The following is a 15,422-nucleotide window of genomic DNA, read 5'->3' on the forward strand; positions in this document are numbered from 1 at the left end:
TAAGTTATGAAATTCTAAATACTGTTTGCCAATAATTTTTATGGTACTTATTGGGTCTGGAACACCGTTGCTTCCATTACTAGCCGTTAAAATAGGCAAATCACCTGCACCATAACTATCGTAAATAATTGGAGCCCCATTAGCCCCTGAATAAGCCACAATGATTTGACCAATAAACGTATCTCCTTTTTTAAATAGGATTTTATCGCCGGCAACAAGTGACAAACTATTTAATTTTGAAATAGTTTGAAACGGATTAGTTTCAGTGCCCGCATTAAAATCACTTCCAGCAGAACTACTAAAGTAATAGGTATTTTGCGCGTAAAATTCGCTCATACAAAACACCAACAAAATAATGGTAATTTTCTTAATCATGGATACTAAATTTAGTCAGTACAATTTAAAACATCGCCACTAAAATTTCGCCTCATGATAGGTCAATAAAAGGGTCAATAAAACCAAATGATTCAATTACAAGATATCCAATGTAAATAGTTTTGGAACTAATAATCTAAGAGATGAGCGTCGCGATGATAGAAAACCTAAAGAAGATTAATTCCTTTTGACTCAATAAATTAAACCCTCGTAATATTAATTGCAAGGTTTTTTGCTTTTACTTTTATTGTAATTCACATATTTTAAATAATCTAAATCAATTTCCAGAATTCACAAATAATACAATCCTGCAAAGGCGCCTATACCAATAAAAATACAACCTAGGAATGCAGATCCAAATACCGTTAAAATTGTAGAGGTAACGCCATCATATACTTTAATAGTTTTAATGTCATTTATAAAAATTACAAGATCCTTCGAGGAGTTTTTTGAAAATTTTATTCCATAATAATTATTATCCCTTTTTTCAATTTTTTTGAATTTGTGCACTTGTTTGTCGAATGTAACAAGTCTGACTCTGGTTTTTAATTCAACTATTTCATCTAAGGACTTGGTTGTTTTCTTATAGGTTACACAACTTTGAAAAAATATTAATATACTCAAGAATAAGGAAATTAATTTGATTTGAGTTTTTATTGTTTTCATGTTTAAAGAATTTAATTACCATTAAATACGTTTCTAAAAGGCATAATTAATTGATAGTTTAAATCTATAGTTTTTAACTTTTTGAAAGCCAGAATTATCAAATTCTAACATCCCAAGATTATAAACAGAAATAAAATTTATATGCCTTCTTACTTTATAATGCACCCCAAGTTTCAATCCAAAATCGTCGCCATCATAATAATTTTTTAGATTTTTAATTCCCTTAACATATTTAAAAGATTCAATAAATAAGCTTCCAAATTGTGGTGCTATTAAAACTTTTAAATTAGGGAAAATATGCCAGTCTTTTTTTAAAGTAATATTGCTATTACATTCAATATTAGCTAAAACATTAAAAGTACAATCACCCTCGTTTTGAGCATTTAGATTACATATTAATAATAAGATGATAATAGATGTTATTATGGTTTTCATAACTACGCTTTTAAATTCATTTACAGTTTTGATACACAAATATGCAAATACTCTATCTTAGCTTAGTCCCAGATAATTCATAAAAGAAGATATCGGACATCTTAATTTTTAATTGATTATTTAACCTGGAAAAAAAATGAAATTACCTTTTTGCAAACCAATCGACAGCTTCGTCAATGGCATTTTCAATAGGATAAAAAGTTAATCCTAACTGATTTTTTGACTTATTATTTGAATAGTACGTATTTAAACAAATTGTTTTCATGTTTTCTATAGAGAAATGTGTTTTAATACCAAAGTATCTAATGACACTTCCAGTGTAACCAAGCATTAAAAGAACAAACTTGGGTAGCTGTAAAATCACGAATTTACGTTTTGTTCGTTTTCTAATTAATTTGAAAAAGTTTTTAAATGTCATATTTTGATTAGTTAACAGATAAGCTTCTCCATTTATTCCTTTTTTCAGAACCTTGATTATGCCTTTTGAAACGTCCTTAACACTAACAAAATTTTTACCTCCCGGAGGGCATAAAACAATCTTGTTTTGTAATGCCATTTGTATAATTTTACCAGAACTGGGTTTACTATCATAGGCTCCAATAATGAACGTTGGGTTTACTACCACAATATCAATTTCAGTTTTCTTTGCAAGTACATAATCTTGCGCCTCTTTTTTGCTTTTTGAATAATGTGATTTATTAAAAGGATATTTAATGGGATTGGATTCGTTGCCCAAATTATTTAAAGTACCAAAACCAAAAACCGTTGCTGTACTAACATAAACAACCCTTTTAACATCATTTTTAATGGCTGTTTCAATAATGTTTTTAGTCCCTAACACATTAACTTCTTCGTATTCATTATATTCAATAAGTTTGGGGTTTGTAATTGCTGCAGTATGTATAACATATTCACAATTAATCATGGCGTTATCTAAATCATTTTTGCTCGATAAATTACCCTCAACTAAACATAAGTTTTCATGAAATCTACCAACAAAACTGTTTTTATTTCTTAAAAAGCCTGTTACATAAAAGCCTAGATTTAATAACTCTATAATAATATTAGTCCCTAACAACCCATTTGCTCCCGAGACAAAAATTCTTGATTCTTTATTCATTTTAAATTGATTAATTACATTACATTATTAGTAAGCCTATTTTTAATCCCTGCTGGTAAAATAGAATCTAAAAACATAAATAGCTTATTAATTTTACCTGGAATTATAACTTCTTTTCCTTTACGAAAATCATTTATAGTTATTCTTGCTGCCTCTTCGGGATCTAAAATTGACTGCCGGGAAATTCCGTTCAATCGCCTGTTTTGTAAGCATAATTTAGTCGTGGTATTCATACCACCCGGACATACGATTGATACATAAATACCATAATGCTTTAGTTCTTTTCTTAAGCTCTTAGAAAAGGATAATAAATAAGCTTTTGTGCCACCGTATACCTGCTTTTTGGGGAGATGAAAAAAACTTGCCATACTACTTACATTTAAAATTCCCGAAGGCGAATTCCGCTTAAAATCATCTAAAAACAGTTTCGTTAAAAGTGTAGGTGTTGCCACATTTACATTTATTTGAGTTAAAAAATAATCCTCACTCATATTTTCAAACAGGCCATTACTTAGCATACCTGCATTATTAATTAAATACTTTATGGACACACCTTGTTTTTTTAAGGCTTTATATAAGAATAAGCAATTCTCTTTTGAGCTTAAATCCAATTCAAAACACAACACCTTCATATTAAAATTAGATGTTAAGAAATGACTTAATTGCTTTAGTCCAGAATTAGGTAGTGCTACTAAAACTAAATTCATAGATTGCTTGGCGTACTCTAAAGCTAAGGCTTTACCAAAACCCTGACTTGCCCCTGTTATTAATGTGTATGGTTTCATAATGATAATTTTAAGTGCTTAATTGTTGTAACCAGCCCTATGTTTAAGGGTGTGATTTTATACCCTAAATCGCTCTCTGCTTTTTGTGAAGTCGCCATCCTATTTACAAATAAAGAGTCTAACACTTTTGAAGTAATTCCAGAAGGCATACCTGCTAATCTTTTAAGACCATTTATAAATGTAAAAGCCATTCTTAAAAAGTTATAATTAATTTCGATAATCTTAATTTTACTTTTTGTAATATTTTTAATAGAATTAAAGAGTGTTTCATAAGTAACATTTTCTCCTCCTACAATATATTTTCCAAGGGTTTTTTTATTTTTCATAGCAAGTAAATGCGCATTAATCACATCGTCAATAAAAACATAATTGGTGTTTATATTTAGTTTTGATGGTACCATTAAAAAATCATTCTGTGAAATTTTAGAGATAAGTGTATTTACACCACTTGAAAACGTTTTCAACCCTGGCCCATAAACTCGTGTTACATTTAAAATGGTACAGGCCATTCCTTTTTTTATGTATGAAAGCACCAATTCTTCTGACATGCTTTTAGTTAATTCATAATCATTAGAATAAGATTCCAATCGAGGTTGAGTTTCATTAATTAATACATTTTTAAAAGAGGGTCCATAAACCGCAAGGGTACTGGTATAAATCACTTTTTTTACATGATGAAATTCTGAGGCCTTTAAAATGTTTTCGGTACCCAGAACATTCGTATTATAAAAATTGTCTAGATTTTTACATTTCAAATTGGTGTAAGCTGCTGTATGAAAAACATAACTACAGCCTTTAATTCCTTTCTTTAAAGATTTATAATCACATATATTTCCTGTAATTGGTGAAATGTTTTTGTGATGTGGGATTTTTTCTGAGCTCAAATCTCTAACCAATGCAATAACTTCATAGTTTTCACTGGCTAATTTTAATGCTAATTGATGACCAACATAACCTGTTGCTCCTGTTACAAATACTTTCATAATATCGTTTTGTTTTTTAAGGTTAAGAAGTAAAAGACTGATATTTCATAAACTGATGATAAGGCCAGGTGTATTAAAAACACATACCAGATGTTGTTTGTATAATAGGCAAATAGGCATAAAACAACACCAAATGGAATGGCGCCTAAAATTTCTTTTTTTGAATCAAAAATATGGATGAGTACGTATAACATAGTACTGTAGAATATTGCTAAAGACAGACTCGAAACATCGAGAAACATAAATAATAGAACACCTCTAAAAAAGAATTCATAGCACAATAAAAACGTAAACCGTATTATAAAATATGACCAAGCATTCGAAAAAGAATAATGATCTATTCGAATTTTTTGAATCGCACACTCCTTTTGAAAACCTAAATAAGAAACGAAAGCAGATAGAAATAATACCGTTAAAAAAGGTATTAGCACATGCAATCTTAAAATTTCGATGGTATTAACAAGGTATTGCAATTCCGGTATTGAGATGTATGAAAGGATTCCGAAAAGGACAATACCAAGCAAGTGTTTTAAATTTAAAAGGCGTAATCCATTGGCAGATAATAATGCTGTTTGCAAATTATTGATTCCTAATTTTTTATAGACTAAACTCACTATAAAGTAGGTCATAAAACTAACCCCTATAAGTGTCCAAGTAATTATTAAATGATTCATGATACTGCGGGGATTATGGTCACATTAAATAGTTTACTCTTAGCTTCAATTTTAATACATTTTCCATTTTTATAATGAAAAATATTGTATTTCCCTTTCGAGAAATCTACCATATATTTACTATTACCAAGAGGTTTTACTTTAACTGTTTTCTTTAGATTATCGCAGAAAACAGATGTTAACCCAATAGGTTCTTTAAAATAAAGTTTTACAAGATTTTGTTTAATACAATTTAAATTTACCGCTTGGGTACTTTCGTTAGATTGAAGGTGATAGGCCCCCTTTTTCAGTACAATTTGATGATTCGCTTTAACTTTATTATTAAGTGTTCTAAATACAGAAGAATAAACCAGCGTCGTATTTTTATATATTGATTTTTCTTTACCAATAATATTAAATTCAAAAAGAAACGTTGCCTTAATATGGCTTTCGAGCGTAAAGATTATAGAATCGCCAATGGTATTTTTATTTAATGTAATGGTACCAATAACGTCATTATTCTTAACCACATTATAAGTGAGTGCTTTGTGTTCTTCTAAACTGGTAAACGCAAATAAAGATATTATTACAACTAAAAATAAAGCAGTCTTTAACCTGACTAGTTTTTTTAACTTCTTAATTGCACTAATTTTTGGGGTATTTAATTTCCAATTAAATCTTTTAATAAGGTAAAAAATGAGTGCTGGAATCATGACTAATAGTTTTAGATTATTTTAACTAATCATAAAATTATTAGAGATAAGCGATACTAATATCCGAAAAGGTCTAGAATGGAAAAATTAGGATGTCCAACGATAATTTCGGACTAAATTCACCTAAAATTGATCTCTATAAATTGTTGGTGTTTTCGAAGTGAATTTTTTAAAGGCAGAATAAAAGGTGGACTTTGAGTTAAATCCGCACTCTAAACCGATGGCAACAATAGTATAAGCGCTAAAATCATCATTCGACAAAAATTTCTTAGCCTGCTCTACGCGTAAAGCGTTTACAAAATCAGAGAAATTATAATTACTGTAGCTGTTTATTAATTTAGACAAATGGCTTTTACTGATTCCTAATTCGTCAGTAATAGTTTCCATACTAAGCAAGGGGTTTAAGTACAGTTTGTTTTTTATAATATGACTTCTAATAGCCTCAAATTCTTTTTGATGCTTTTCATGCAGTAGTTCTTCATTTGAGTCTGATACATTATTTTGAGACGAATTAGAGATTAACACCTTATCACTCGCAATAGTACTTCTTAAAAAAATACGATCTTGCACCACATTATATTTATAAAACCCCTGATAGCCTATCCAATATAAAAGTATAGATGTACCCAATCGCAACGGGTAATATGCCATGTCATTCCCATAAATATTTTCTATAATTATCGCTATAACCCAAAAAGAAATAATTATACAGCCTAGTTTTATAAACCACTTTATCCACTTTAAATCATCAAAGGCTAAAATATAGTTAAGCATCTCGTGCTTTCTAAAAACAAGAAGGCTCGCATTAATGAATAAGAAAATACAATAAAAAACATTACAAATTTCTTCAATAGCATTATATGCTTCAATAAGATAAGTTTCTTTATTGGGGACCTCATAATAAACATAAGAAATCAAGCAAAGGCGAATAATAATTTCTATAAATAAAAGTATTAAGGTTGGCTTAATAAAATCGTTAACCCGCTTTTCTACCTTTAAAAAATTGGAAGTAAACGCATAAAACATGGGAAAAATGAGAAGATACCAAGGTATTAACAGCTGTTTAATAAGAAATAAATTACAAGAAAACCCATTATCTATTAACCAAGCCTGTAAGTTATTGAGTGAAATAAATAAAACTGTTAGATTTAAAAATATAACAGTTTTATCGAATTTTTTTTTTACGAATATAGTAACCAGATTAAAACCAAAGCCTTGAATAACACCGGCAATTAGCAGAAAATTGATAACTTTGACTATCACAAGTAATTACGTTCGTTAGTTAAACAAAACAATAGATCAGTTCAAAATAATTTTAGGAAAACACGATGTCCTAGCGCAACTAATTTAAAAAAAAAGACCGAATTACTTGTAAGGAATCTCAATAAATAGCTTTTAATCAATAATTTAGAATAAAACCGTGTTTTTATTAACTAATAATACTTGATAAAGAATAAATAAATAACTAGCTAAACTATACTTGGTACATATTTAAATTAATTGAAGTAGAATTTTTGTGTCTTCTGTTGAGAAATATTTTTTTATAACTTTTCTTAACCACAATCAAGCTTATATAACTATCTAATAAATTAAAAAAGAACGAATTTGATATTAAGGCATCTTGTTTCATGGCTTCGTTATTATTGATTTACATGATAAAAATAATTGTAATATTTAATAAAACATTTACTAAATCGTCTTAAAAATTGATTTTTTTTTATTAAATTTCACAAAAGATACTAACACCTACTTGTAATTTCGCAAAAAATGCAAGAGCAGTTTATTAAGTATTTAAAGTCTAAATCTTCTGATAATAACTCCTTTGTTGAAGAAATAGCTGGTGTTTTAGATATTGGCTACGACGCCGCCTACAGAAGAATTAATTTAAAAACTAGTTTATCATTAGAAGAAAGTGTAAAATTAGCAAAACACTACAAAATTTCTTTAAACAAGCTGTTTGAAGTTGGAAGCCAAACCACGATACTGGCCGATTTATCGCCTCCAATACACAATAAAGAAGGTTTAGAAATGTGGTTAAAACAGTCCTATAACAGCGTTTATCCTTTAACAAAACTTAAAAGTGCGTCCATCATTTATTCAGCAAAAGACATCCCTTTATTCCATACGCTTAAAGATTCCTTTTTATCGCGCTATAAAATATATGTATGGTTAAAGGATGTAGACCCAGAAATGACAAGGAATAAAGTTACGTTTGATCAATTCATTAAGATTATTCCGGAATCTTTACTTGACAATGCTTTTAAATTAGGTGAAGTCTATAAGGATATCAATATTACTGAAATTTGGAATAATACAACTATTAATGGGACGCTCCAACAGGTATTATATTACTTTGATGCTGGTGCGCTCTCAAAAGAATTAGCCTTACTTATTTGTACGGATATTGAAGATGTAATACGTCTTGTTGAAAAGCAAGCCATTCAACAATCTTTAGTTGGTACTAAAAATAGAGCTATTTATAATTTATATATAAATGATATTCATACTATGAGTAATACGATTATGGTTAAAACACCATTCCAAAAAGTCTTTTTTACCCCATTTACGGTGCTTAGCTACTTTAAAATAGAACATCAAGCGACGTGCGAACTCATGTTTGAGTTTTTTGAAAAACAAATGAGCATCTCTAAATTACTAGTGAATGCCGGCGAAAAGGATAGATCATTATTTTTTAATAGAATGCATCAAAAAATTAATAGACTGAAAGAACGAATTATTATAGATAATGATGCTTTTGACTTCGAGTAATCTATTCAATTAAAAATTTAATTGTGTTAAAAACTCTTTCTATTCCAAATTTTGATTTTTTATACCGACAAAGAAACGTATCACAACATTTTAAACAGATTACGTGACAATTAAATCTGTTATCAATTTATGTAACATGCTTCTTTTTTCGATAATGACTCATAATAAAAAGTATTCCAACAATGGTAAAAGGAACAGTGATAATGGAAATAATACTAAGGCTCATCCATACCGAATGATTCATTTTAAAATTATGTATAAATATGAGTGGGCTAAATCCTAAGCCTATTATCGTAAATATAATACCTCCAATAAGTTCTCTTTTCCATGCAAGCACTAATAAGAGCGTTAAAACAAACGATGGAATAAGGTGCATCATAAAGCCTACTATTTGTTGCCAAAGTGATAGATCTGGATTGAAGGCGTCTAAAGCAAATAGACTAATAAACAGAATAGCGATAATACATATAATCCGTGGTAGCCAGTGTAACGTTTTTGTTGATAGTTTCATAACGGTTATTTTTAAGACATTATACGCCGTATTTTGGGACTTTAATCTTAAAACATCCCAACCCATTTTAATATCTAAATACAAGAATTAAGTTCAAAAGATAACCCATCAATGTAATCATTTTATCATTAAAAAACCATGACAAAAGTCAGTCAAAACAGATTCTGTCGCACTATTAAACAACGTCTTCTGATAGTAAACAACTAAACGCATACGTTAAACCTTGTTAAAAAATTTGCTTTTCTTATTATTTTCATTATCTTGTTAGTTATGATATATGCAGACAAAGAAAAATATGCAGATTTTTTAAAGGACTCGGTATCCTATCTTGAACAAAGAGGGTATGAAAACATTAGAGCCGATACTGAAGGATATGAAACACCTAAATCTTTTAACAAAGTTGGCAGTGATGTTAGTATCACACCAGATATTGTTGCCGATAAAGAAGGCAGAAAACATTATTTTGAACTAAGCTTAAAATCCGAAAAACCAAGACTCCTAAAATCTAAATGGTTGTTTTTAAACACCTTAAGCGCTTTAAAATCTCATAAATTCAGATTGATAACAACAAAAGGGCATTACAAATTCACCAACGAAATGCTTAATGATATCAATCTAAATGACAAAACTTTAATTAAAATTTGATTTTTTTTGTAACAAAAACAATCTTTATTACGTATAACCACATAGTAAAGAAAAATCACTTAAAAAATTAGAGGAGAACTTTAGATGAGACAACTTAAAATTACGAAGCAGGTAACCAATAGAGAGACGGCTTCGTTAGATAAATATCTTCAAGAAATTGGAAAAGTTGACTTAATTACCGCAGACGAAGAAGTAGAATTAGCACAACGTATTAAAGCAGGCGATCAAATTGCTTTAGAAAAGTTGACAAAAGCCAATTTGCGTTTCGTGGTATCGGTAGCTAAGCAATACCAAAACCAAGGTTTAACCTTACCTGATTTAATTAATGAGGGTAATCTAGGCTTAATTAAAGCGGCTCAACGTTTTGATGAAACCCGTGGTTTTAAATTCATTTCGTACGCTGTTTGGTGGATTCGTCAATCGATTCTTCAAGCATTGGCTGAACAATCGCGTATTGTGCGTTTGCCTTTAAACAAAATTGGTTCTATTAATAAAATTAATAAAACATTTGCGTTTTTAGAACAATCACATGAGCGTCCGCCAAGTGCTGAAGAAATAGCGAAAGAGTTAGACATGACTATTAACGATGTTAAAGAGTCTATGAAAAACTCTGGAAGACACGTAAGTATGGATGCCCCTTTAGTTGAAGGTGAAGACTCTAACTTATACGATGTCCTTAATAGTGGTGAATCACCTAACCCGGATAGAGAATTATTACACGAATCGTTACGTACTGAAATTGAAAGAGCTTTAGAAACGCTTACACCGCGTGAAGCCGATGTGATTCGTTTATATTTCGGATTAGGAAATCAACACCCAATGACTTTGGAAGAGATTGGAGAAACGTTTGATTTAACCCGCGAACGTGTTCGCCAGATTAAAGAAAAAGCCATTAGACGATTAAAACATACGTCGAGAAGTAAAATTTTAAAAACATATTTAGGTTAAAATCAGTTAGACGCAATCGCCTATAAATTAGATATTTTTATTATTTCATATTTTATAGTAAATTGCAAAAAAATTGATACCACTTATTTAAGATATATTTAGTAAGTAATCATTAAAAATTACGACTAAATAAAAGTAACAAACAGTTCAACATAACTGTTCGTTTTTTGATTGATGAAAGAACCCTCGGCTGATTACCGAGGGTTTGTTTTTTTATACTATTTTTGCTTTTATAAAACGTAAACTAATGAACAATAAACTAATCGCTCCTTCAATCCTTGCTGCAGATTTCGCCAATTTACAACGCGATATAGAAATGGTTAACGACAGTGATGCCGATTGGTTCCATATAGATATTATGGATGGTGTTTTTGTGCCTAATATTTCATTTGGCATGCCTGTTTTAGCTGCGATAACCAAGCATGCGAAAAAAACAATCGATGTTCATTTAATGATTATAGATCCGGACCGATATATTAAAACATTTGCCGATTTAGGCAGTAACATATTAACGGTACATTACGAGGCCTGCAATCATTTACACAGAACACTTCAAGCTATCAATAATGAAGGTATGCAAGCCGGTGTTGCCTTAAATCCGCACACCAACGTGAATGTATTGGAAGATACCATAAACGATATTGATCTGGTGTGCCTTATGAGTGTGAATCCAGGTTTTGGAGGTCAAAGTTTTATTGAAAATACCTACAACAAAGTCATTCAGCTTAAAGAATTAATTGAGCGCAAAGGGGCTTCAACACGTATTGAAATTGATGGAGGTGTTACCAGTGCCAATGCAAAAGCGCTTGTTGACGCCGGAGCCGATGTTTTGGTTGCCGGAAGTTTTGTTTTTAAAAGCTCAGATCCCAAACAAACCATTAAGGACTTAAAAATTATTGCTAATTCATAAAATTAAGTTAAAACCCAATAAAGTATCACACCCTGCGTTAGTTATAGCGATAGCTATTTCATCAATTTATGGGGTTTATTGATTACCATTATAAAGGAATAGCTAAATAATATGTGATTAATTTAAGTTTAATTAGCTTTTTAATTACATTGCATAACTTCAATAGAAGTATTTATTAAAAATTAATTTCAGATCATACAACTTTAAGATTCATTATGATCATTTTAAAACAGTAAAAATTATGGGAAGACCTGCAACCAAACTAGCAGAATTGAAAGATGGATATTACATTGAAATCAGGAATAGAAATTCAAACAGTGGCGTAAAAATTCGTAGAGATAATAGTGATCAAATGTATCGTGCTGCTAAAGAGTACGAAAGAAGCAAAGACGTCATTATTTTAGGTAGATATAAAAACGGTAAAGTCGTTAAAAACGAATAATTTTTTTTGCTAATAGCCTGCAAAATTAAAATTAAGCATTTGTTTTACTTTTGCATAAACTTCCGGAAATTGAGATTTGAATTCTTGAGGCGTTTCAATAAAGCTTTCAATAATTACTGCTAAAAATTCAAATTGATTTGTAAACGCATAGGTTCTTATATAATGAGATCTTTTTAAATCCTCTCGTGTCGATTGGTTTTTAGAAAGCAACGCTGTTAACTCTTCAAACGAATCGCTAAAAATAGTTGAACTGATATCTCTTTCTTTTAGACTATTTATATGAATGGCATGTACAAATTCATGAATCCCAAGGTTAATATTATCGTTTGATAACTGATACCCTGCTTTAAAATCGGACCAGGAAAGCACAAGCGCCCTAAGTTTTGGATTAAATTCTCCTTTATGAAATTTTTGATTCATTCGAGAATAAAAGGCATCCGGATAAATAACAATTTTATTGATTAAACCAATATAATAATCTCTAAAACCGAAGGTGAGCATAACGGCAGTAGACGCTATTAATACTTTTATTTCATTGGTTATTACAAGATCTTTTCTTCCTATAAAATCTTTATCACTTAGAAAAGACGCCACCCGATGCTCAAAATATCGCTGATGCTTTTTCGAAAGTTTATTATAAAATTTAAACTGCTGTGTTAAAATGCGCTTTTGTTCCGTATTTAAGGTTCTTAAAAAAGGATATAAGTGAATAAAAAAAGGTTTCTTATTCTTTAAAACATATCCCATTTCAATAAGCTTTAAAGCAAATTGCAAAAACATATAGAGTAATATCGCAAAGAAAAAACCCAGGATTATTTTACTTCCTATGGTATAGGTCTCAATTACAACTAGTAATAGCATACACACGAAACGTTCTTATTTAAATTAAATTACCATTTTTTCACAAAAAGATGGTATTAAAGATGATAAAAAAAACGATGCTAATAAAGTAAAACAGTTTTTATTAAACTGTTGTCAATAAAATAGTCAATCTAAATGATATGTTTCCAAAAAAATAAACACAGGCTTTTAATTAATAAAAGGCGTTTACGTTGATAAATCCGTTTTTTCTAGTTATATTTTCATTTGAAATATAGGCTACTATTATTTATTTTTGAGCCTAACATGATCAAGATTTGTATTTAAAATCTGACTTACTTATATATAGAAATCATTCAATATTTTAAATTACGGCATTCCGTAAAAAACCTGTAATAGATTTTTTAAATTTGAACGTAAATACTTTATAACATCATAATTGCACTAATTATATAGTTTATGACCAACTGGTATGTTCTTTACACCAAACCAAATAGAGAGAAGAAAGTCTTATCAAAATTAAAACAACTAGACCTGAACGCCTATTGCCCTATGACAACCACCATTCGGCAATGGTCAGACCGTAAGAAGAAAATACAAGTGCCTTTAATTCCTAGAATTATTTTTATTCAGTGTTTAGAATCAGAAAGAGATCTTGTTTTTTCAATACCGGGAACGCAGTACTATTTGTTCTGGTTAGGCAAACCCGCTATTGTAAAAAACGCCGAAATTAAAAAAATGCAGGATTGGTTAGAAAGTGACGTTAGTGATGCCCATATACAAGAATTAAAAACCGGAGATACCTACATTATACAGAACAGTGGTTTTAACGGTCAAGAAGGCACCATTAATGAAGTTTCGAAAAATCGAATTCAGATCGTATTGAAAGAAATAGGCATGAAAATAACTATAACAAAATAAAATAATATTTTTAAATTATTTTCTTACATTTGCGCCGAATTACATGCGTGATTTATGATTAATGTCATATTTTTGCCGATGTAATAGCATTATGTTTGCAAACAAAAATACCCCTTTAATTGGGGCTATTAGCGGCGAAGCCGTCTCATAAAATACCCTATCACTAATTAATATCTAATAGCAATACACCTCCCTAAGTTTACAACACTCAAAAAGAATGTTTAACTATTAAACCTATTTTAAACTATGGAAATCATTAAAAAAGTATTACGTATTCTTATCATTACCTTTATTGCAGGTATCTCTCTGGCAATGGTTGGTTATGTGATGTTTCCGTAAACGAAGCCTGATTGCTCTCAAAATTAGCTATAGGTTCCCATCCATATAGATGGGTTTACAAATTAATAAAACCTTATTTTCTCAGGGAGCAATGGAATTCCCTATGTGCCATTTATGTTCGTTTAGAATATGTGAATGGCATTTTCTATAAAATTCATTACCAATCAATTAACCTTTAAAAGTATGTTATCATGACTAAAATCAAATTAATGTCTTTCGCTATAGTGGTCATCGTGAGTGTTTCTGTGTTGAAAGCACAAAACAATAGGATTCGAAACATATCCAACGCGAGTAACTCTAATACCCTTGTGAATAGCGAATCAGCTAAAGACATTGAAACGAAAACGGAAACACATTATTCAGGTAACTGGATTATAGGAGCCGGTATCAATATGGTTGAAAATACTGGAAATCAAATATTTGGTGATTTTTTCTCATTTAAAAATAAAAATTTAGGAACTCCATTTATGCTAAGTGCCGAGTATCTTGTCGATAGTCAATTTAGCTTGGGTGCCAACATTCTATTTAATAAATACCAGTCGGGTAAGGACGTTCAAGGCCTTATCATACAAGACGAGAGTGAGCCTAATTATTTCGCCATCGATTTCGCCGCTAAATTATTTTTACGAGAAATTCTACATAAGCATGTCTTTACACCCTATGTTACTGCCGGAGCCGGATACACAAATGTAAGCGGCTATCAGGCAGCAAGCAGTCCAGAAAACCTAGTTGACGTCCCGAAAACTCAGGACATCACCCTAAATGCAGGTATTGGCGCCTATTACTGGATCGATAGAAGCTGGGGGTTAAACTTCAATTATATAGGAAAATTTACGATGAAAGCAGGTGCCAATGACACTTATAAAACCAATCACCTGGTGTCGTCGTTTAGCGTTTTTTATCGCTTTGATACTTCATCTAACTAATGGTATTAAACCTAATAAAAGCGCTATTTAAGTGAGTCATTGAAAAAGAAACCTATAAATTTTAAGGATTTATAGAAAAGTGTAGTATTAGAAATTTAAAAGGCGCATATCGAGAAGCGTTATTTAAAAAATACATCATTTGCTTTTACGTGCTTTCTTAATTAACTTTTACACGAACCATTAATTTTTTATGATTAAAATTAAATCACACGTTTTTACAACACTTGTCGTCCTGTGCTTTTCTATGGTACAGGCACAAAATGATACGCTTGTTAAACCAGCCAACGTTCCTGATTATGATAAATTGATGGATACTAATTACAAGAATTCCAGAGCAGCCAAACAGGTTGAAACCAAAACAGAACCCGTAAAGAAAAAGAAAACGAATTTATCAGGCAATTGGGTTATAGGAGCCGGTATCAATAGTATTGAAGACAGTGGTGCACAAAGCCTTTCTAATCT

Annotated in this window: 19 protein-coding genes; 8 read left to right on the forward strand and 11 right to left on the reverse strand. The window is 30.4% G+C overall.

Features of this window, described 5'->3' with window-relative positions; all coding sequences use genetic code 11:
• The 9 genes from AC15TD_RS01025 to AC15TD_RS01065 form a co-directional block, all read right to left on the reverse strand.
• On the reverse strand, positions 1-375 hold a 375-nt coding region (locus AC15TD_RS01025), incomplete at its 3' end, for a hypothetical protein (RefSeq protein WP_484450277.1).
• Positions 376-666: 291 nt separating this feature from the next.
• The gene (locus AC15TD_RS01030) at positions 667-1,041 is read right to left on the reverse strand and encodes a hypothetical protein (protein ID WP_484450278.1); all 375 of its coding nucleotides are present in this window, start codon (positions 1,039-1,041) and stop codon (positions 667-669) included.
• A gap of 33 nt (positions 1,042-1,074) precedes the next feature.
• Entirely contained in the window at positions 1,075-1,476 is a 402-nt protein-coding gene (locus AC15TD_RS01035) for a hypothetical protein (protein ID WP_484450279.1), read from the reverse strand.
• 142 nt (positions 1,477-1,618) lie between these two features.
• Positions 1,619-2,596 carry an NAD-dependent epimerase/dehydratase family protein gene (locus tag AC15TD_RS01040; RefSeq protein ID WP_484450280.1) on the reverse strand — a complete coding sequence of 326 codons (978 nt, stop codon included), beginning with the start codon at positions 2,594-2,596 and terminating at the stop codon, positions 1,619-1,621.
• Between the two features lie 14 nt (positions 2,597-2,610).
• Positions 2,611-3,381, reverse strand: a complete 771-nt coding sequence (locus tag AC15TD_RS01045) for an SDR family NAD(P)-dependent oxidoreductase (RefSeq protein WP_484450281.1) — start codon at positions 3,379-3,381, stop codon at positions 2,611-2,613.
• The gene (locus tag AC15TD_RS01050) at positions 3,378-4,364 is read right to left on the reverse strand and encodes an NAD-dependent epimerase/dehydratase family protein (protein WP_484450282.1); all 987 of its coding nucleotides are present in this window, start codon (positions 4,362-4,364) and stop codon (positions 3,378-3,380) included. The genes AC15TD_RS01045 and AC15TD_RS01050 overlap by 4 nt, the downstream gene beginning before the upstream one ends.
• Positions 4,361-5,038 carry a CPBP family intramembrane glutamic endopeptidase gene (locus AC15TD_RS01055; protein ID WP_484450283.1) on the reverse strand — a complete coding sequence of 226 codons (678 nt, stop codon included), beginning with the start codon at positions 5,036-5,038 and terminating at the stop codon, positions 4,361-4,363. Before AC15TD_RS01055 ends, AC15TD_RS01050 begins: the two co-directional genes overlap by 4 nt.
• On the reverse strand, positions 5,035-5,730 hold the full coding sequence (locus tag AC15TD_RS01060; RefSeq protein ID WP_484450284.1) for a DUF6134 family protein: 696 nt from the start codon (positions 5,728-5,730) through the stop codon (positions 5,035-5,037). The genes AC15TD_RS01055 and AC15TD_RS01060 overlap by 4 nt, the downstream gene beginning before the upstream one ends.
• Positions 5,731-5,853: 123 nt before the next feature.
• Positions 5,854-6,993 carry a helix-turn-helix domain-containing protein gene (locus AC15TD_RS01065; RefSeq protein WP_484450285.1) on the reverse strand — a complete coding sequence of 380 codons (1,140 nt, stop codon included), beginning with the start codon at positions 6,991-6,993 and terminating at the stop codon, positions 5,854-5,856.
• Positions 6,994-7,497: 504 nt separating this feature from the next.
• On the opposite strand from AC15TD_RS01065, the gene AC15TD_RS01070 reads away from it, so the two are divergent.
• On the forward strand, positions 7,498-8,499 hold the full coding sequence (locus tag AC15TD_RS01070; RefSeq protein ID WP_484450286.1) for a hypothetical protein: 1,002 nt from the start codon (positions 7,498-7,500) through the stop codon (positions 8,497-8,499).
• Between the two features lie 127 nt (positions 8,500-8,626).
• Here AC15TD_RS01070 and AC15TD_RS01075 read toward each other — a convergent pair whose 3' ends face one another.
• Positions 8,627-9,010, reverse strand: a complete 384-nt coding sequence (locus AC15TD_RS01075; RefSeq protein ID WP_484450287.1) for a DUF7670 domain-containing protein — start codon at positions 9,008-9,010, stop codon at positions 8,627-8,629.
• Positions 9,011-9,280: 270 nt separating this feature from the next.
• Between AC15TD_RS01075 and AC15TD_RS01080 the strand changes: the two genes are divergently transcribed.
• The 4 genes from AC15TD_RS01080 to AC15TD_RS01095 all read left to right on the forward strand — a co-directional run bounded on the left by AC15TD_RS01080 (position 9,281) and on the right by AC15TD_RS01095 (position 11,955).
• Positions 9,281-9,655, forward strand: a complete 375-nt coding sequence (locus AC15TD_RS01080; RefSeq protein ID WP_484450288.1) for a hypothetical protein — start codon at positions 9,281-9,283, stop codon at positions 9,653-9,655.
• A gap of 84 nt (positions 9,656-9,739) precedes the next feature.
• Positions 9,740-10,603: a sigma-70 family RNA polymerase sigma factor gene (locus tag AC15TD_RS01085; protein WP_034041378.1), complete on the forward strand. Its 864-nt coding sequence runs from the start codon at positions 9,740-9,742 to the stop codon at positions 10,601-10,603.
• 247 nt (positions 10,604-10,850) lie between these two features.
• Complete coding sequence (gene rpe / locus AC15TD_RS01090; protein ID WP_484450289.1) at positions 10,851-11,513, forward strand: ribulose-phosphate 3-epimerase; 663 nt, start codon at positions 10,851-10,853, stop codon at positions 11,511-11,513.
• Positions 11,514-11,754: 241 nt separating this feature from the next.
• The gene (locus AC15TD_RS01095) at positions 11,755-11,955 is read left to right on the forward strand and encodes a hypothetical protein (RefSeq protein WP_484450290.1); all 201 of its coding nucleotides are present in this window, start codon (positions 11,755-11,757) and stop codon (positions 11,953-11,955) included.
• Positions 11,956-11,964: 9 nt separating this feature from the next.
• Here AC15TD_RS01095 and AC15TD_RS01100 read toward each other — a convergent pair whose 3' ends face one another.
• Positions 11,965-12,816: a zinc-dependent peptidase gene (locus AC15TD_RS01100; protein WP_484450291.1), complete on the reverse strand. Its 852-nt coding sequence runs from the start codon at positions 12,814-12,816 to the stop codon at positions 11,965-11,967.
• A gap of 417 nt (positions 12,817-13,233) precedes the next feature.
• Between AC15TD_RS01100 and AC15TD_RS01105 the strand changes: the two genes are divergently transcribed.
• The 3 genes from AC15TD_RS01105 to AC15TD_RS01115 all read left to right on the forward strand — a co-directional run.
• Positions 13,234-13,695, forward strand: a complete 462-nt coding sequence (locus AC15TD_RS01105) for a UpxY family transcription antiterminator (RefSeq protein WP_484450292.1) — start codon at positions 13,234-13,236, stop codon at positions 13,693-13,695.
• Positions 13,696-14,225: 530 nt separating this feature from the next.
• Positions 14,226-14,960 carry a hypothetical protein gene (locus tag AC15TD_RS01110; RefSeq protein ID WP_484450293.1) on the forward strand — a complete coding sequence of 245 codons (735 nt, stop codon included), beginning with the start codon at positions 14,226-14,228 and terminating at the stop codon, positions 14,958-14,960.
• Between the two features lie 190 nt (positions 14,961-15,150).
• Positions 15,151-15,422: hypothetical protein (locus AC15TD_RS01115; protein ID WP_484450294.1), on the forward strand; the 272-nt coding region annotated here is incomplete at its 3' end.

It is taken from the genome of Yeosuana sp. (assembly GCF_057126245.1).